The sequence below is a fragment of the Brachyspira pulli genome (assembly GCF_036997785.1).
Lineage (GTDB): Bacteria > Spirochaetota > Brachyspiria > Brachyspirales > Brachyspiraceae > Brachyspira > Brachyspira pulli.
On record NZ_JAWLQI010000007.1, the window covers coordinates 1 to 18,783 of the forward strand.

The window sequence follows — 18,783 nt, forward strand, 5'->3', positions numbered from 1 at the left end:
TTTTTAATTATAAAATATCTTGCATTAAAAACAAAAATAAATATAATTCTTAAACTTTTATTTTAATAAATTGGAGAGTTATAAAATGAAAAAGAACTTTATTTTTTGTTTATTATCTATTTTTATTGTAGCATGCAGCAATGCCAATAATAAACAAACACAATCAGCAGAAACTGATACAAATGTTATCAAAATAGGAATATCATGGGAAAGAGAATTCCCTCTTACAGATATTCCTGAAGATACACAAGTATATATAGACTCAATAAAGAAAGTTGGAGCTGAGCCTGTATTGCTTCCTCGAGTTAAAAACGAAGAAGATGCTTCAAATGCTATAAATATGGTTGATGCTTTAGTAATGACCGGCGGTGAAGATATTAATCCTAAATATTATAATGAAGAGCCTCATGAAAAATTAGAAACTCCTAAAGATGACAGAGATTTATCAGATTACATACTGTTAAAAACAGCTATAGCAAAAGATTTCCCTGTTTTAGCTACATGCAGAGGTATGCAAATGCTTAATACTGTACAAGGCGGTACTTTGTATCAGGATATAAATAGCGAATATAAAACTGATATTTCACATAGAGATCCTGAACTTATAGATTTTGCATATCATGCCTGCTATATAGATAAAGATTCAAAGTTATACAGTATGCTAAACACTAATGAAATAGAAGTTAATTCTTGGCATCATCAATCTATAGAAAAAGTAGGAGAAGGTTTAAAAATAACAGCTAAAGCATCTGATAATACTATTGAAGGTTTAGAACTTACAAATGCAGTATTTGTAGTAGGCGTTCAATTCCACCCAGAATGGCATTTAGCAGAAAATGATAATGAATTTTTACCTATATTTGAAACTTTAAAAGAATATGGTAAAAAATACAGAGAAAGCAAATAATAATTAATCAATATTTGATTTTAATAAAATAAAAAAGCCTAACTATTATTTAATAGCTAGGCTTTATTTATAAATATTAAATTTTAATTATTCGCTTAAAATTTTTCTCAATACTTCATTAACAAGTTTAGGGTTACCTTGACCTTTAGTAGCTTTCATTGTCTGACCTACTAAGAAGCCGAATGATTTTTCTTTACCTGCTTTGAAGTCTGCTACTGATTTAGGATTTTCTTCTAAAACTTTTCTTATGATTGTTTCAAGCTCACCAGTATCGCTAACTTGTTTGATACCTTTTTTCTCAACTATAGCAGAAGGAGCTTCTCCTGTTTCGCACATATCTTCAAAAATCTCTTTAGCTATTTTACCGCTTATAACGCCTTCATCTATAAGCTTGAAAATCTCTCCTATATGCTCTGCTTTAGGTTTGAAATCTTTTATAGTTTGAAGTTTTTTATTTAAGTAAGCATTAACTTCAACCATTATCCAGTTACTTATTTTCTTAGGCTGTTTAGGATAAGCTTTTACTGCTGCCTCATAATAATCAGCTAATGCAGCATCTTCTGTTAATACAACTATATCCTGATCAGGTAAGTCATAATCTTTTTTAAGTCTTTCACGTTTTTGCTGAGGAAGTTCTGGAAGCTCTTTTTTAGCCTGCTCAATCTCTTCATCTTTAAGAACTAAAAGAGGTATGTCTGGGTCTGGGAAATATCTGTAATCTGCAGCACCCTCTTTAGAACGCATACCTTTTGTAGTGTTTTCTTTGGCATCGTAAAGTCTAGTTTCTTGTAAGATTTTCTCGCCATTGTTTAAAGCTTTTATTTGTCTTTTTATTTCATAGTCAATAGCAAGTCTTACATTTCTAAAACTGTTCATGTTTTTTACTTCAGTTTTAGTACCTAATTCTTTGCTTCCTTTAGGACGTATAGAAACGTTAGCATCGCATCTTAAAGAACCTTCTTCCATGTTACAGTCAGAAACATCAATATATTTAAATATTTTTTTAAGTTCAGTTAAATATTGATAAGCTTCTTCACCGCTAGAAATATCCGGTTCACTTACACATTCAATCAAACAGCAGCCTGCACGGTTTAAATCTACATAACTTAAAGGTCTTCCTGTATCATCATGCACAAGTTTACCTGCATCTTCTTCCATGTGTATTCTGTTTATTCTTATACTCTTATTGTAAGAAGTACCATCATCATTAATTACTGTTATATCAAGATGACCTTCTGTACAAATAGGCTCGTCCATTTGAGTAATCTGATAGTAAGAAGGCAAATCTGGATAAAAATAGTGTTTTCTAGCAAATCTGCTTTTCTTTTGTATAGTACAATTAGTAGCAAGTCCTGCTTTAATAGTTTTATGTACCATTTCTTTATTAACTATAGGCAAAGTACCTGGGTGAGCCTGACATCTTGGACAAGTAAGAGTGTTTGCAGGAGCACCGAAAGTATTTGGGCATGAACAGAATGCTTTAGTTTTAGTATTAAGCTGAACATGCACTTCTAATCCTATGACTGCTTCATATTCCATATTTATTAATCCTAATTATTAAAGTAATTTTTTAAAATATTATGTTTATTTTATATGAATTTCAATTTTTTTTCAAGTTACTATAATATGAAAAAAGTATTTAAATTGGGCTATTTTTATTTACATTACTGCTAATAAAAAATCTCTCTAAACCCCGCCCTCAAGATTTTAAAATCATATTTTAATTTTTTGTTATATTATTCCTCATTGCCTAAAACAAAAAAGCACCCCCACCCTAGTTTTAATTATATAAGCATGCTTTTCAACGCACGGTTAATGCATACTTATTTATAATAATAATTAGAATATTAATTAATTTATATTTATAGCTTCGTTCACCGTGCGGTAAGAAAGCATCAAAGCAAATTCCCACTTGGGGGGCATGCTTTTTCTTATTTAAGTTAATAAGAAGTTTAAAATAAAAATATTCAATTTGAAATAATAAAGAAGAAAGGGCGGGATTTAAAGAAAAATCATATAACTAAATTTCTTTACTTGTTTTAATTTTTGCTTTACGAAATAAAAGTTTTACTATATAATTTCATAAAAGTAAAATTAGGTGTTTTTATATGATAACAAAAAGAATTATACCATGCTTAGATGTAAGAGACGGCAGAGTTGTAAAAGGAACTAACTTTGAAGGATTAAAAGATGTTGATGACCCTGTAGAACTTGCTAAATATTATAATAATTCATTGGCTGATGAACTTGTATTTTATGATATAACAGCTTCTTATGAGGATAGAAGTTTATTTGTTAATGTATTAGAGAAAGTTGCTAAGGAAATATTCATACCACTTACAGTAGGCGGCGGTATAAACAGTATAAAAGACTTTGATATAGTTTTAAAATCTGGAGCAGATAAGGTTAGTATCAATTCCGGAGCTATAAAGAACCCTAGTTTGATAAGAGAAGCTGCTGAAAAATACGGCAATCAATGCGTAGTGCTTTCTATAGATATAAAAAGAGTAAATGGTAAATATTCTGTATTCGCTAAAGGCGGCAGAGAAGATACAGGAATGGACGCTATAGAATGGGCAATAAACGGAGAAAAAAACGGTGCCGGAGAACTTGTTATAAATAGCATTGATACTGACGGAGTAAAAAACGGATTTGATATAGAGCTTCTTACTGAAATTGGAAAGAATGTATCTATACCTTTAATAGCATCAGGCGGTGCCGGTAATATGGAGCATTTCAAAGATGTATTTCAAGTTAAAGGTGTTGATGCCGGACTTGCTGCCTCAATATTCCACTTCAAAGAAATAGATATAAAAGAATTAAAAGAGTATCTGCATAAAAATAATATCAATGTAAGACTATAAATATAATTGAATATATGGGAATAAAAAATGGATAATAATATATCAAAAGAAACTTTAAAAATTTTAATAAGTATGCAGCAAAATGAAGTAACAGAACATGCAGTATATTTAAATCTTGCCAAGTTTGTAAAAAAAGAAGATGATAAAAATATACTTATAAAAATAGCAAGAGAAGAATATGCTCATGCCAAAGTTTTAGAAAAATATACAGGTAAAAAATTAAAACCTCAAAAATTAAAAGTATTAAAATTTTTCATATTAAGTTTCATATTCGGATATACTTTTGTCATTAAAATAATGGAAGGCGGAGAAAAAGACGCCGAATACATATATTCAAAAATATTTAAAGAAGTACCAGACGCAAAAAAAATAGCATTTGAAGAAGAAGAACATGAAAATAAACTTATATCCATATTAGATGAGGACAGGCTTAAATATGTAGGTTCTATGGTTTTAGGATTAAGCGATGCTTTAGTAGAAATAAGCGGTACATTAGCTGGACTTAGTTTTGCCTTACAAAATAATAAACTTGTAGCATTGTCTGGAATTATTACAGGAATATCAGCTACCCTTTCTATGGCATCATCAGAGTATTTATCTGCTAAAGCTGAAGGCGATAAAAATGCTTTGAAGTCTTGTGCTTATACAGGAATAATGTATTTAATAACTGTTACTTTATTAATACTGCCTTATTTGATATATCCTAATAATCATTATCTTTATGCTTTAATTACTATGCTTTGTGTTGTAGTATTTATAATATTTTTCTTCACTTACTATGTATCAGTTGCTAAGAGTTTGCCTTTTAAAAAGAGATTCTTGGAAATGGCTGGTATTAGTTTAACAGTTGCTGGAATAAGTTTCTTGGTTGGACTTCTAGTTAAACAATTTTTAGGTATAGATATTTAAATAATATTTAAGCAGAATTAACTATATATTCAAGTTCTTCTATTATTGAACTTATTGTTTCATTATATTCTTTAAACCAACCGCTATTGGTTAAAGTAGACCAAGTACTGAATTTTAAATCTTTAGTTTCTCCTGTAGTATTATTCAACAATTTTGTATTAGAGAAATCAACTATAAACTTATCATATTCCAAATGAAACCTTATATCAAAACATAGAGATTGATTTTTCTTTATATTATTAGAAACAAAAAATAAATAAACAAGGCCATTATCATAACTGCTGAATTTATTATCATTAGCTTTGTTTTTTACCCATTTGAGTATTTCTTTACGAAGCTCATTGCCTTTTAGTTTAGTTGATACAAATATCTTTTGCTCCGCTGATAATGCAGCATTAATAATTAATAACAATATTAATATAAATTTATTCATTTATAAATTATATCTCTTTTATAGTAGATAAAATATTATTAATATCTTTACATTGTTTCTTATAATTATTTTTATTATTGTTATTTATTAAAGCAACCATTACTTGATGATGATAATTCTCTGTCTCTAATGTGTATAATAAATAATGTACTAACATATTCTCATAATAAGAATCAAATTCTGTTAGATAAAATTCTTTATTATTTACTGATATTTTTCTACTAGATATTATATTTTCACCTTTTATGCTATTTAAAATATTTTCATTATAATCATCTAATGAAATATTATTCAATGAATCTTTAGTTTTTGAAAACATTATAAAGCATACACCATTTCTGCTATTAACTGCTTCTAAATTTGAGTTTTCATTAAGTTCATTTTTTTCTTTACTTAATTTCCATTCATTTGTAAATGCTATATCAAATTTTCCATCATAGCTTTTTATATGTAAAAAACCTCTGTCATTTCTTTTCTTTATTACTAAAAGTGCTGCTGATGCTGTTACTATTGCTGAAGTTAATATTATTAATGGAAGTTTTTTGCTCATAAGAATGTCCTATATTTTATTACTACTAATAGGCTATAACATTTTAATTAAAAAATCAAGAAAATTTATTAAAAATTATGAAAAGTTAGTATTTTTATGCTGTTTTTTAACATATTCATATTTTTACATTTATTCATATCACTCACTTTTATATATGTACACTTATTATTAAAAGGACTTTCTTATGTATATTTTCTATGCTCTGCTATCATCAATATTTGCCGCATTAACTGCAATATTAATAAAAATAGGTCTTGCCAATATCAACTCCAATTTAGCCACTGCTATTAGAACTATTATAATATTAATAATGTCTTGGATAATAGTTTTTTATACTAATTCTGTAAATCATCAAAATACTATAGAAACTATAAAAAATCTTAATACCAAAACAATAGTATTTATCATGCTTTCTGGAATAGCCACTGGATTATCATGGCTTTTCTATTTCAAAGCCTTACAAATATGAAACGTTAATAAAGTTATAGTAATAGATAAACTTTCTATAGTATTTACGATAATATTAGCAGCTATATTTTTGCAGGAAGCTCTCACTATAAAAACTATAATAGGAGCTTTACTTATAGTGGCTGGAACTTTAGTTATAAGTTTAGGCTAAATATTAATTTTTTATGGGGACAAAAATGGATAGTATAAAAGAAGTTTTTAATAAAGCGGATATTCTCTTTCAAAAAGAAAATTACAGTAAATCCAAAGATGTTTATTTATCGATATTAGATATTACTAAAGATAAATATGATTTAATAAAATGTTATACACAATTAGGGGAATGTTATTTTCATGAAAATGATTTTGATAATGCCAAAAAATATTATGAAATGAGTTTTGAATTAGAACCTGTAGCTGATAATATTCTTAGATTCATTAATATATGCTTTATATCTAAAGACCTTGATAATGTTTACAAGTATACTACTTTTTTAATAGAAACTATAAAGAATTTAGAAAAGAAATATAATAATTACTCCAGTTTTATATCTTATTATGAAGAAACTATTAATATTTTAGAATATTTATCAGATAGTTTTAATTATAAAGAAGCAAAAGAATATTTGAATGGATTATCTAAAACTAAATAAACTATAGACATTCATTTATTAAGTGATATAATAAAAACAATTATTTTTAATATCATTAAAAAATAGAGGTTTAATTATGTATACAACAAAAGAAATGTTTGATAAAGCGGATGAGCTTTTTAAAGAAAAAAATTATGAAGACTCTAAAACTATATACTTTTCTATTTTGGATAAATCTAAAAATGATATTATAAAATGTTATTGTCAAATAGCTGAATGCTATTTTTATGAAAAGAACTTAGATAAAGTTATAGAATATTATGAAATGAGTTTTAATTTAGATCCTATTCCAGATAATATTTTAAGATTAGTTAATATTTGTTTTACATTCAAAAACTATGATTTAGTATATAAATATAGCAAGCTATTAATAGAAACAATAAAAGAATTAGAAAAGAAGCATAATCATAACTATTATATAGGACATTATGATCATGCTGTTTCTTTCCTTGAAATATTAGCTTATAATTTTGATAATAAGGAAGCTAGAAAATATTTAAAAGAATTAAATAAATAATCTTTTTAATTTTTTTCTAATCCCCGCCCTATATTCTTTATTATTTAAACTTGAACATTTTATTTTAAATTTCTTTTTTACTTAATAAAGAAAAAGCATGCCCGCCCAAGTGGGAATTTACCTTGTTGCTTTCATACCGCACGGTGAACGAAGCTATAAATATAAATTAATAATAATTCTAATTACTATTATATAAAGATGCATTAACCGTGCGTTGAAATGCATGCTTATATAATTTAAACCTGGGTGGGAAGTCCTTTTTAGTGTAAGTAATAAAGTTAATGAAAATAAAAGTGAAAAATAAAACAATATAGAATAAGGGCGGGATTTAAAATAAATCATTTATCTTAATAATTGATGAGAAAAAATTATCTTTTTTTATTATTGGGTATTGACATTTTTAAACATTTATAGTATTATACTTAAATCTAAAGATAAATTCAGTTAGATTTTAGGGGCCAGTAGCTCAGTCGGTTAGAGCAGATGACTCATAATCATCGGGTCCGGGGTTCAAGTCCCTGCTGGCCCAATACCCCCCTATTTTTCCTTGTTGTAATATGTTTTATTATTATCTCCTTTAATTTAATTATAAGGTTAATGTCGGGGTTCAAAAAAGACACTATTAATTTTAGTGTCTTTTTTATTTTTCCTAAAAATATTATACTCTTTCCAATGTTACATTTCTAGTTACTATAAAACTGCCGTTAATTTTCTCAGGAAGTTCTATATTTATGGAAGTATTAGAATTAAACTTTATATGAAAAACATCATTGCCAAATTCCATATCATAATCATCTTTATCATAATCTGCACCTAATGCTATACTATGGCTTATCTTTCCTACTATTGGTGCTACAGTTGTAGTAGTAATGTTTCCTTCGTCAGTAATGATAACATCAATGTCTATATCCAATGTTAGAAAAGTTTTAATAGTAATCTTTCCTTTATAGACACCTGCTCTCTCTTTTAATAACATAATATAATCTCCAATATTTTTATTAGCTATAATGATAACATATTTTCAAAAAAAGACAAATTTAAAAAAACGTCTATTTTTAATATTTTATAAATTATATCATAAAAAATTATGAATATAAAAAAAGGAGTTCCTAAAATTATTAGAAACTCCACTTATTATATTTTCAATAGAATAAATTTATATAATTACTTAGCTAATTTAGCATAGTAGAATTTATGAGCTCCAAGAGGGTCAAAAATCACATCAGATAATTTCTTACTAATCATAATAGGATCAGTATAGAAATAAAGAGGTATTAAACCCATATCGTTCATAAGTATATCTTCAGCTTCATGCATAGCCTTCATTCTAACATTTTGATCTATTGTAGACATAGCAAGTTTTAATTTATCATCATAAGCCTTATTAGAATATCCACCATTATTCTGTACGCTATAACTTAAAAATACACCTAAGAAACTCATAGGATCATTGTAATCAGCAATCCAACCATGACGAGCTACAACAAAGTTTTTATGCTGTCTTGTATCTTGGAAAGTAGCCCATTCTTCCTGAGCTATAGTAGAGTCTATATTTAAACCTTCTTTCCACATCTGCTGTACTGCCTCAAATATCTGTATATGCTCTCCAGAATTTGATTTAAACTCTATAACTGGGAAACCAGCACCATCAGCATATCCTGCTTCTGCTAAAAGTTTCTTAGCTTCTTCAAGATTCTTTTGATAATCTTCTGCTTTTACACTATAATAGTCGCCGCCTACTTTTCTGAAATCTCCGTCAGCACCATCTACATCGCTTACTCCGCTAGGAACCCAAGCACTAGCAGGAAGCTGTCCGCCTCTTGTAACCTGTTCTACTAAATAATTTCTATCTATAGCTAAAGTTAAAGCTTTTCTTACTTTAGGGTCTTTTAATACTTCATTAGTATAGTTTAAACAATAATAGTATGTACCTAAGTATGGTGAGATATACATTAAACCTTCGCTTTTTAAATTTTCAATATCCTGAAGCGGAGGATTATTACCAAAATGTATAGAACCTTCTTTTATACCAGCAACAGCGGCAGTACCATTTTGCATAAGTATAAATACTAATTTTTCAGGTATTATATTAGAAGCATTCCAATAATTAGTGTTTTTTGTCATTATAAGTCTGTCATCAGTTCTTCTTTCAACCATAACAAAAGGACCATTTCCTATATAAGTTTCAGGAGATAAAGTCCAATTATCACCATTTTCTTCTACAACATCTTTTCTAATAGGGTAAAAAGTAGGGAAAGCAGCAAGCTCCAAGAAATAAGCTGTAGGAGCTGCTAATTTTACTTCAAAAGTTTTTTCATCTATTGCCTTAACACCTAAATCAGTAACAGGTTTCTTTCCTGAATTGATATCCATAGCATTTAATACTGGTTCAAATTGATAAGCATATTCACAAGCTGTTATAGGGTCTACTGCTCTTTGCCAAGCATAAACAAAATCTTCAGCTGTTACTTTTTGTCCGTCAGACCATTTAGCATTATCTCTTATATGGAAAGTATAAGTTAAACCATCTTCGCTTATATCCCAGCTTTCAGCAACACCAGGTATTATATGATTGTTTTTATCTCTTGTTGCTAAACCTTCAAAAGCATGCTGAATATAAATACTGCCGTCTACTGTTGAATTTAAAGCAGGGTCTATTGTTTTTGGTTCAGGGCCAACATTTATATATATTGCTCCCTCATCTGTTTTACTGCCGCCGCATGATATAGCAAATATCATTAAAGCCAATGACAGTATTAATAATAATACACGTTTCATAATGAGTTTCCTATTAATTATATTTTTTTGTTGTAAAAGATTATATTTTATATTTCTTATTAGTCAATTATTTTTTATGCGAAATATGACTATTTTAAATAACATCTTTAAGACTAATATCTTACTTCCTAAAACGATATATGTATTTATAAGTATATTACAATTTTTTATATATTTACATTTTGACAAAGAATGATTTTATAATATAATAAAATCGTAGGGTTAAAAAATGAAAACTATATTTAGAATAATATCAATAATACCAATATTATTTTTATGCGGCTGTTTAAATTTCTTCACAAGTTCTTCATCTTCAGGAAGCAATGAAATAGACAGTAAATATTTTGGAACTTATGAAGGCACAATAACTACAATACATAATGATCAAACAAGCTATCAAAGTACAGCTACTGTAACCGTTTCTTCTGGAAGTGTTATATCAGTAAATATATATGGATACATTTCATTTTATAATAATATATATAAAGATAATCTAGTAAAAGTATCTGATACTCTATACACTGCTTCTTTCTTGTCAAGCGGATATATATATAATTTTACTTTTGCTTTTTCACAATCTGCTATGAACTTACAATTCACAAGAAGTGATAATACTGTAAGCAGCGGTACTTTAACAAAAGTAAGATAATATATACCTAAACAACTATATTTTGTCAAAAATAATTTTTTTAAATTTTAAATATCTGCAGGGCTTTGCCCCGCACCCCACTTCTTTTGGTGACCCAAAGAAGCAAAAGGACTATAATTTAGCTTAAATTAATAACCTATCTTACATGTAAAACAATTTTAGTATGATTTAGTACTAATTTCATAATTGCACTTTCGCAAAGCGTATCCGAGCCTGTCAAGGATATAGCAACTTTTTGCGGCGGGAAAAAGTTGAATAAAAAAATGACAAACTTAAAAATTTTTAGTATATACCTAAACAACTATATTTTGTCAATTTTAGTTTTTTCAATTTTATTGCTTGTGGTGGCTTTGCCCCCACACCCCCAGTTCTTTTGTTGGCACAAAGAACCAAAAAGACTGCATTTTTAGGATATATCCTATATTTAATAGGCATGTTTTTAATATAAAGTTCTAGCAATTGCGTTTTTTGCTACTTTTTTGTGCGACAAAAAAGTAGAGAAAATTTACATAAAGTGCATCGGTTGACAAACTTAAAAATTTTCAGTATATATTAATATAAAACTATACCCAAAACAGCTGATATTATTATTATAACGAGTATTGGTACTTTTTTTATTTTCAAAAATATAGATAAAGCAAATATAAATATTCCTATAGGACTTATATATTTAAAAATAGATTGTATAAAATCTATATTTCTAAGTATTGATGTTTCAGTAAGCTGAACAAAAAAAGCATCTTTAGTGAATGTAACAACGGCAGATGCAATCAAAGCAACAGCACATACACGCAAAGCATTCATTATACTATTGAACTGTTCATTATCCTTCAAAGTATAAAAGAATTTAGAAACTATCATAGTAATAACAAAAGCAGGTAAAAATATTCCAAATGTTGCCACAGCAGAACCTAATACACCGGCAACTTTATAACCAACAAATGTTGCAGAGTTGATAGCAATAGGGCCCGGAGTTATTTGAGATATTGCCACAAGATTAGAAAATTCAGCAGAACTTACCCAACCATACTCCTCCAATATGCCAAGAAGCAAAGCTATAATAGCATATCCTCCGCCGTAAGTGAAAAGTCCTAATTTAGCAAATATATAAAAAAGTCTTACATATATCATATAGAAGTCCAATTTAATTATTATTTTTATTTATTACATATTTATTTAAAAGATAGTATATCCAACCTATAAATGCAGAAAGAAGCAAAGCATATATAACATTGAAATTCAAAAATACAACCAATATGAAACTTAATATAAACAAAGCTATTGTAAATTTATCCTTCATAACCTGCTTTCCCATACCATAAGCAGATAAAAGTATAAGTCCAGCAATAGCACCTCTAATACCTAAAAAAGCTTTATTAACATATTCAGTATCTTGGAATCTTTCAAATATAGGAGCTATCATTAGTATTATTATAAATGAAGGAGTCATCACTCCAATACCAGCCATTATACCTCCGAAAATACCTGCTATTTTAAAACCAGTAAGCAATGAAGTATTAACGGCAATAACACCCGGAATACTTTGAGCAAGAGCAAATACATCTATAATCTCATCTTTGGTTAAAAATTTCTTCTTATTTACAAACTCATCTTCCATAATAGGAAGCATGGCAAGTCCTCCGCCTATTGTAACAAGACCTATATAAAAGAAAGAAAAAAACATAGTATACCAACTAGGCTTTTTATTAGTAGTAGAAATATCTTGATTTTCTTTATTATCCATTATGATTTCCAGTATAGAATTTATTACTATATAAACTACATTAAATTTGATTATTGTCAACTAAAAATTACTATTTAACAAATATACAAAAAATATATTTTACATATTTGTAATTTATGTATTTATAATATAATATATAAATATAAACGGGGGATAATTAACTATGGAATATGATGTAGAATATTTAAAAAATCAAACTTCAATCAATTATGATAAAACATTATGTTACTGTAAGAACGTATCTTACAAACAGGCTTATAAAGCTATATGCGATGGTAAATTAACAACTCTTGAGGAAGTTGTAGAAAAAACACAAGCTTCTACTGGATGCGGCGGATGTAAAGACCGTATAGCAAGCCTACTTGAATATGCTAAAAAAAATAATTATGAACCTGCAAATTAAAAATATATAATAGGCTATTATTATGATGAACGAAAAAGTACTTAATGCTTTAAAAAAATTAAATATAGAATATAAGGAATTTGAAGAAGCAGGAGCTACAAAAACCGTTGATGATGCTGCTAAAACTCTCAATATAGAAAGAGGTCAGGTGGCAAAATCAATATTAGTAAAGCCTTCAAAAAAGAACTTTGCTATGATTATAGCTTCAGGAGATAAAAAAATATCTTCAAAAAAAATGCGTGCTTATTTTGAATGTAAAACCAGTTTCGCCAATGCAGAAGATACTTTCAATTTGACAGGCTTCACATTTGGTGGAGTTTGTCCTTTTGGAGTTGAAAATATAGATATTTTAGTTGATAAAAGTATGAAGCGTTTTGATGACCTTTATATAGCCTGCGGAAGTGATAGTTCTTTGGCTAAAATGAGCTATGATGAAATATTAGAGAAAATATCTAATGTAGAAGTTGATCTCACAGAAGATTAATTTTGGATATGAATTAATGAATAAAGAAGTATCATCAGAAAATAATTTAATAGAAAATATTAAAATATCTAATTTTACAGTTTTTAAAAATGCTGAAATAAATTTTTCAAAAGGTTTAAATGTTTTTATAGGTAAAAATGGAACAGGAAAAACACATTTACTAAAACTTATAAATTGTTTGGATTACAATTTTTATGATGATAAATTAAAAATAAAAATAGAATATAAAAAATCATATCCTATATCATTTAATTTAAATAAAATATTTTCAAAATATTCATGCAAAAATATAAATGAAGAAATATATAAAATTTCAGAAATCATTGGTATAAAAGAAAAGAAAGATTTTAATCTAAATAAAAATGTATTTTTATCTTTTAATGAACCAAATATGTTTATAGAATTTAATAATAATATAAAATTAAATAACACTATGACAGATTTTGAAGGCTCTGGATATGATAATATATATAATATAACATACTATTTAGATGAAAATTCAAACAAACACTTAAATAAAAAATGTACATTTATACCATGCAAGGATATTCTCACTTCCTCAAATGGATTTGCAGCACTTTATGATAAAAGAGATATTAATTTTGAAGCTGTATACTATAATATTATTAAAAAAACAGAACTTCCAAAATTAAGAGAATTAGATGATGATTTACTTGAAATAGCTAAAAAAATAGAAAATGCTATAGGCGGAAAAACTATTTATAAAAATAATAATTTCTTTATAGACTATAAAAATATAGGTGAAGTTTCTTTTGATATGGTAGCTGAAGGGCATAAAAAATTAGCTCTTATATATATTTTAATTATGAATGGTGAAATTGATAAAAATACTATACTTCTTTTAGATGAACCTGAATCAAATTTAAATCCAAGTCTTACAGATTTACTTGTTAATATACTTCTTAGTTTATCTCAATTAGGACTTCAAATATTTATAGCCACACATAATAGTTTTATACTTGATGATATAGAATTACAAAGAACCGATGAAGATTCCGTTATGTATCATTCCTTTTATTTTGATGAAAATGATTTTAATAGCGGAGTTCAAATAGAAAGTAAAGAAATTTTATTAGACTTAGAAAATAATCCTATTAATGAAAAAATAATAAAACAGCATAATGAATATATTGAAGAGATGATTAAATAATCGGATATCTATATGAATATTATCGAAAAAGACAATTTTAAAATACATTATAGTGATGATTTTGAAATTATAGATATTGAAGAAAGAGATATTAACGACAAAGAAAAAAGAAATCAATATTCTCATTGTATGAGTAATGTTGATTTGATGATAAAAGCAAATGGTAAAATAATATTTATAGAATTAAAAAATTTCCAAATAGAAGACAAAAATAAATTAGAAGATAAAATAAAAAGTTTAAAAATAGAAAAGCCTTTAAGTAGAGATTCAATTATTTATGAATTGATAGAAAAAGGAAGATGCTCATTTATTAAAGAATATAGTTCAGAGTATATTAATAATAATATAGATATTTATTATTTTATAATATTTTATTTTCCATTCAAAATAAGAAATATGCAATTTAAATCAAATATAAATAAGTATTTGAAAACTAATTTACCAATAATAAAAACTGACTCAATATATAAAAAACCATTTATAAAAAGTATCTTATTTATAACAACAGATGAATGGAAAGAAATATCCAAAAATATAAATGCAGAGAAAATAATATTTGAACCAATAAGTAAAAGCTAATGCATACCTAAGCCATAGATATGCATTAGCTTTTTCCCATATACTCATTTTTAGGAGTTATAAAAATAGCTAAAAAGTACTAATAATTTCATCAATAACCATAAAATGAGGAATTAACTATTAAGTATCTATCCTTCCCCTTTGTATTTACATCTGGATTATAAACCACATATATATTATCGCCTAAATCTACATATCTTAAAAGTTTATCATCTGACATAAAATCGCCCTGTACATAAATAGCAGAACCCGGAGCCATAGGACAATTATATTGAGTAGTGATAATCTTTGGCTTTGTGGTTATTTTCCCATTATATCCATAAATACCATTTAAATCATTTTTATAATTGGCTTCTAACCAAGTGGCATAAAGCTCACTCCAGTCTTGAAACTCTCTAATATTCTTATTTGCCGCATAAAGTATAGCTTTATAAGTACCTCTATATTCTGCCGGAGCATTTGCTATATCTTTATATATTTCAAAACCATTTTTAGAATGAAGTCCAAGCCAATACATAAATAAAGAAACTGTAGCATATTTATGAACTGTATAACCTTGATTCCAATTTACAAAATAATCGCCTTTTGTTATTAAATACATAGAATCTGCATTGTAATAATCAAGTCTATTTTTTGGAACTTTTCCTCTATATGCAATTACTGCTGCCTCAGATAATGCCTCATCTACCCATATATCAAATGAATCAGTGCTTTTATTTTCCAAACTGTTATAATGTATAACATGATGAAGCTCATGTGCTATTGTGTTTATTACTGAATCTATATTTTCCCAGCCATTTATATAATCTAAAAATATTATATTTGAGGTATCATTTTTTATTTCATCAAGTCCGTCTAATATGGAATAGCCTTGCATATATGGCTTATCTCCAGTATAGCCGCCGTTAATATCCATTATTAAAAGAGTTAATCTTCCATTACCTAGCTTGCCATATAGATATTCTTCCATCTCATATATTTTTGAAGTTTCTAATATTATCTCCTGCAAATTTCTATCATTAACTTCTAATCCATTCTCTAAATATATATCTATCTTTGATGTGGAATATATATTTCTTGCTTTGAAATTTTCTTTGGAATAATTATTATTTATGTATCTCACAGCATTAAATGTTTTTTCTGTATTCTTGCCTTTATAAATATTATAACTTACAGGAGTTTGCAATACTTCATTTAAACTATCATAAGCATTTAAAACAAGCACATTGCTAAGTATTATAAGCAATACTAAAAATTTTCTCATAAACTCACCCTCCTCCTTTTATAAAATTCATAAAACTATAACATTTTTTATTAATATCGGAAAAATGTATCAAAAAGAAAAATTAAAATGATTTATTTATGCAAAAATAAAAGGACTAGCCTAATTAAAGACTGAGTCCCTTTATTACAAAATCAATAAGTTAAAAATTATTGATTTGAAGATTCATTACTATTTACTGTTTCATCATCTGGTATACTATTCCATATAGCATTCAATTTATCTTGAAGTATAGCAGAAGATACTACATACATAAATAAATTCAAAATTACCAATAATATAGTGCTGTCTTCTGTACTGTCCAATCCAGCTTTTTTAGTCATTTCTAAATAAACTATCTTACCATATTTATAATACCAATAATAAGTATATATACCGCAAGTTACTATAGATAATATCAATTCTAATGTTGTATTAATATCATCACGCTCCATAAAATTTTTGATTTCATCAGTAGTTTTGTAAATCCAATAAAAATAATAAATTCCGCATGTTACAATGCTCAATACTACCAACATTGGTATACTTCTAACAGTACCTTTTTGCATTGTTTTTACCTCCTATACATATGCTTTACAAAAAGATTAATTTTTTCACAATAATACTATATTTCACAAAATAATCAATTGAATAATTTACAAAAATAATTCATTTTGTATAAAAATTATATAAATGCAAATAATAAAAAGAAGTGCCAGTATAAACTGACACTCCTTTAATGAATAATTTATATTTTATTATAATAATTATTTTTTATATAATAATTACTACAATAATTGTTCTTCAAAGAATGATTTATATATACTTTTTATAGCTCTATTCAAATCATCATCTTTTACGCCTATCATAATACTTACTTCACTTATACCTTGGTTAAGCATTTCAATATTGATATTACATTTTTCCATAGCATGCATAGCTCTTGCTGAAACACCTATACACTGCTGCATACCTTCACCAACAAGCATAATCAAAGCAAGACCATGTTCAAAATATATATTATCAACATGAAGCTCATCACGTACTCTTTCATAAATACGTTTTTCTTTTTCTTCTGTGATAGCAGAATTTCTAACTATTACAGATATATTATCTATTCCTGAAGGAGCGTGCTGATAAGGAATATTTTCATCTTCTATTATTTCTAATAATTTTCTTCCGAAACCGACCTCTCTGTTCATCAAATATTTACTTACATAAAGACAAGAGAAATCACCCTCTCCAGATACACCTACAACAGGATTAACATTTTTATTTCTTGAAGCTACGATTCTAGTACCTTTTGCAGAAGGATTATTAGTATTAAGTATATGCACTGGAATATTTGCTTCATATACTGGCTGTAAAGCTTCAGCATGAAGAACATTGAAACCGCCGTAACTTAATTCTCTCATTTCTCTGTATGTAAATTCATCTATAAGTTTTGGATTATCTACTATATTAGGAGCTGCTGCAAATACTCCGTCAACATCAGTAAAGTTTTCATAAACTTCTGCCTGAACTGCTTTTGCTAGTATAGCACCTGTAATATCACTTCCGCCTCTAGGGAAAGTTACTACATCGCCTTTTTCAGTATATCCAAAAAATCCCGGAAATATTACTATAGCTTCTTCATTTTTTAATTTAGCTAAATTATCATAAGATTTTTCTAATACAGTAGCGTTTCCAAATTCTTCAGAAAGTAAAAGTCCTGCATCTTTAGGATTAACATATTTAGCTTCTACTCCAAGAGAATTAATATAAGCTGCTATAACTTTAGCACTCAAATCTTCCCCTAATGCTTTAACTCCATCTATAAATTTTGTAGGAAGTGATTTATCACTAGATATTCTCTCTTGTATATCTGATTGTATCTCTTTTAATAAATCATGTGAGAGTGAAAGTTCATCTATAATATTTTTAAATCTTTCTATAATAATTTTTAACTCTAATTTTCCATCTTTACCAGAAATAATAGTTTCAGCTAGAGTAATAAGCAAATCGGTTACCTTGGTGTCTTCTTTAAGTCTCTTTCCTGGAGCAGATACTACAACTATTCTTCTATCTTTATCAGCTAGAATTAAATCTACTACCTTTTTTATTTGACTTGCATTCGCAACAGAAGAGCCGCCAAATTTTGCTACTTTCATTTTACTTATCCTCCATATTAGTAAAATTATGTTAATAAAAATTACTGTCAATAATAACATAAAGCAATTTTTATTTCAATTATATATATCTGCAATATTACTATTTTTTACATTATTAATAAATAAAATATAATTAATATAAAAATTTCGATATATATTTAAATATATTAACCAAAAAAAGACTGCTAAAATAAAAAATATAAACTTATCAAAACAATATTTTCTTAATTTCATAGCAAATATTTTGAAGTCTATTTTTTATTCAATATATTCAGTAAATTTAC

At 27.0% G+C, this 18,783-nt stretch carries 20 protein-coding genes, 1 tRNA gene and 1 pseudogene; 12 read left to right on the forward strand and 10 right to left on the reverse strand.

All coding sequences use genetic code 11. The features are described 5' to 3' along the window. Positions 1-85: 85 nt before the first annotated feature. The gene (locus R4K56_RS02840) at positions 86-907 is read left to right on the forward strand and encodes a gamma-glutamyl-gamma-aminobutyrate hydrolase family protein (protein ID WP_335772991.1); all 822 of its coding nucleotides are present in this window, start codon (positions 86-88) and stop codon (positions 905-907) included. Positions 908-994: 87 nt separating this feature from the next. On the opposite strand, the gene gatB is transcribed toward R4K56_RS02840, so the two are convergent. Next, positions 995-2,446, reverse strand: coding sequence for an Asp-tRNA(Asn)/Glu-tRNA(Gln) amidotransferase subunit GatB (gatB, locus tag R4K56_RS02845; protein ID WP_335772990.1), 1,452 nt, complete (start codon positions 2,444-2,446; stop codon positions 995-997). A gap of 569 nt (positions 2,447-3,015) precedes the next feature. Between gatB and hisF the strand changes: the two genes are divergently transcribed. Both hisF and R4K56_RS02855 read left to right on the forward strand, forming a co-directional pair. After that, a complete protein-coding gene (hisF, locus tag R4K56_RS02850; protein WP_335758011.1) occupies positions 3,016-3,771 on the forward strand; it encodes an imidazole glycerol phosphate synthase subunit HisF in 756 nt (251 codons plus the stop codon). Between the two features lie 27 nt (positions 3,772-3,798). After that, positions 3,799-4,680 carry a VIT1/CCC1 transporter family protein gene (locus tag R4K56_RS02855; RefSeq protein ID WP_335758012.1) on the forward strand — a complete coding sequence of 294 codons (882 nt, stop codon included), beginning with the start codon at positions 3,799-3,801 and terminating at the stop codon, positions 4,678-4,680. Positions 4,681-4,687: 7 nt separating this feature from the next. Here the strand turns inward: R4K56_RS02855 and R4K56_RS02860 are convergent, their stop codons facing one another. Together R4K56_RS02860 and R4K56_RS02865 are read right to left on the reverse strand one after the other, a co-directional pair. Next, positions 4,688-5,113, reverse strand: coding sequence for a hypothetical protein (locus R4K56_RS02860; RefSeq protein WP_335760029.1), 426 nt, complete (start codon positions 5,111-5,113; stop codon positions 4,688-4,690). Positions 5,114-5,120: 7 nt separating this feature from the next. Beyond that, on the reverse strand, positions 5,121-5,663 hold the full coding sequence (locus R4K56_RS02865; RefSeq protein WP_335772989.1) for a hypothetical protein: 543 nt from the start codon (positions 5,661-5,663) through the stop codon (positions 5,121-5,123). A 184-nt stretch (positions 5,664-5,847) separates the two neighbouring features. On the opposite strand from R4K56_RS02865, the pseudogene R4K56_RS02870 reads away from it, so the two are divergent. From R4K56_RS02870 to R4K56_RS02885, 4 genes and pseudogenes are all read left to right on the forward strand, one after another. Continuing rightward, positions 5,848-6,282 (forward strand): annotated as a pseudogene (locus tag R4K56_RS02870) (EamA family transporter). Between the two features lie 25 nt (positions 6,283-6,307). After that, positions 6,308-6,763, forward strand: a complete 456-nt coding sequence (locus tag R4K56_RS02875; RefSeq protein WP_335772988.1) for a tetratricopeptide repeat protein — start codon at positions 6,308-6,310, stop codon at positions 6,761-6,763. Positions 6,764-6,839: 76 nt separating this feature from the next. Next, positions 6,840-7,280 carry a tetratricopeptide repeat protein gene (locus tag R4K56_RS02880; RefSeq protein ID WP_335772987.1) on the forward strand — a complete coding sequence of 147 codons (441 nt, stop codon included), beginning with the start codon at positions 6,840-6,842 and terminating at the stop codon, positions 7,278-7,280. 455 nt (positions 7,281-7,735) lie between these two features. Further along, a tRNA-Ile gene (locus R4K56_RS02885) sits at positions 7,736-7,809 on the forward strand. A 129-nt stretch (positions 7,810-7,938) separates the two neighbouring features. Here R4K56_RS02885 and R4K56_RS02890 read toward each other — a convergent pair. Together R4K56_RS02890 and R4K56_RS02895 are read right to left on the reverse strand one after the other, a co-directional pair. After that, positions 7,939-8,256: a hypothetical protein gene (locus R4K56_RS02890; protein ID WP_335758018.1), complete on the reverse strand. Its 318-nt coding sequence runs from the start codon at positions 8,254-8,256 to the stop codon at positions 7,939-7,941. Positions 8,257-8,444: 188 nt separating this feature from the next. Continuing rightward, positions 8,445-10,058, reverse strand: coding sequence for a peptide ABC transporter substrate-binding protein (locus R4K56_RS02895; RefSeq protein ID WP_335758019.1), 1,614 nt, complete (start codon positions 10,056-10,058; stop codon positions 8,445-8,447). Between the two features lie 229 nt (positions 10,059-10,287). Here R4K56_RS02895 and R4K56_RS02900 point away from each other — a divergent pair, with 229 nt between their 5' ends. Beyond that, entirely contained in the window at positions 10,288-10,707 is a 420-nt protein-coding gene (locus R4K56_RS02900) for a hypothetical protein (protein ID WP_335772986.1), read from the forward strand. Positions 10,708-11,259: 552 nt separating this feature from the next. On the opposite strand, the gene R4K56_RS02905 is transcribed toward R4K56_RS02900, so the two are convergent. Beyond that, positions 11,260-11,838 (reverse strand): chromate transporter, encoded by a 579-nt coding sequence (locus R4K56_RS02905; protein ID WP_335773015.1) that lies wholly within the window; start codon positions 11,836-11,838, stop codon positions 11,260-11,262. 13 nt (positions 11,839-11,851) lie between these two features. Further along, positions 11,852-12,451, reverse strand: coding sequence for a chromate transporter (locus tag R4K56_RS02910; protein WP_335769448.1), 600 nt, complete (start codon positions 12,449-12,451; stop codon positions 11,852-11,854). A gap of 163 nt (positions 12,452-12,614) precedes the next feature. Between R4K56_RS02910 and R4K56_RS02915 the strand changes: the two genes are divergently transcribed. The 4 genes from R4K56_RS02915 to R4K56_RS02930 are packed head-to-tail and all read left to right on the forward strand — an operon-like array spanning position 12,615 to position 15,088. Beyond that, positions 12,615-12,854, forward strand: a complete 240-nt coding sequence (locus R4K56_RS02915) for a (2Fe-2S)-binding protein (RefSeq protein WP_297296729.1) — start codon at positions 12,615-12,617, stop codon at positions 12,852-12,854. Between the two features lie 25 nt (positions 12,855-12,879). Next, positions 12,880-13,338, forward strand: a complete 459-nt coding sequence (locus R4K56_RS02920) for a YbaK/EbsC family protein (protein WP_335758028.1) — start codon at positions 12,880-12,882, stop codon at positions 13,336-13,338. 16 nt (positions 13,339-13,354) lie between these two features. Further along, a complete protein-coding gene (locus R4K56_RS02925) occupies positions 13,355-14,509 on the forward strand; it encodes an ATP-binding protein (RefSeq protein WP_335773014.1) in 1,155 nt (384 codons plus the stop codon). 12 nt (positions 14,510-14,521) lie between these two features. Beyond that, entirely contained in the window at positions 14,522-15,088 is a 567-nt protein-coding gene (locus R4K56_RS02930; protein WP_335773013.1) for a DNA-binding protein, read from the forward strand. Between the two features lie 91 nt (positions 15,089-15,179). Here R4K56_RS02930 and R4K56_RS02935 read toward each other — a convergent pair whose 3' ends face one another. The 3 genes from R4K56_RS02935 to R4K56_RS02945 form a co-directional block, all read right to left on the reverse strand. Further along, a complete protein-coding gene (locus tag R4K56_RS02935) occupies positions 15,180-16,352 on the reverse strand; it encodes a peptidase M30, hyicolysin (protein ID WP_335758025.1) in 1,173 nt (390 codons plus the stop codon). Between the two features lie 167 nt (positions 16,353-16,519). After that, entirely contained in the window at positions 16,520-16,918 is a 399-nt protein-coding gene (locus R4K56_RS02940) for a DUF4234 domain-containing protein (RefSeq protein ID WP_335773012.1), read from the reverse strand. 219 nt (positions 16,919-17,137) lie between these two features. Next, positions 17,138-18,499: an aspartate kinase gene (locus R4K56_RS02945; protein ID WP_335760021.1), complete on the reverse strand. Its 1,362-nt coding sequence runs from the start codon at positions 18,497-18,499 to the stop codon at positions 17,138-17,140. Positions 18,500-18,783: the final 284 nt, after the last annotated feature.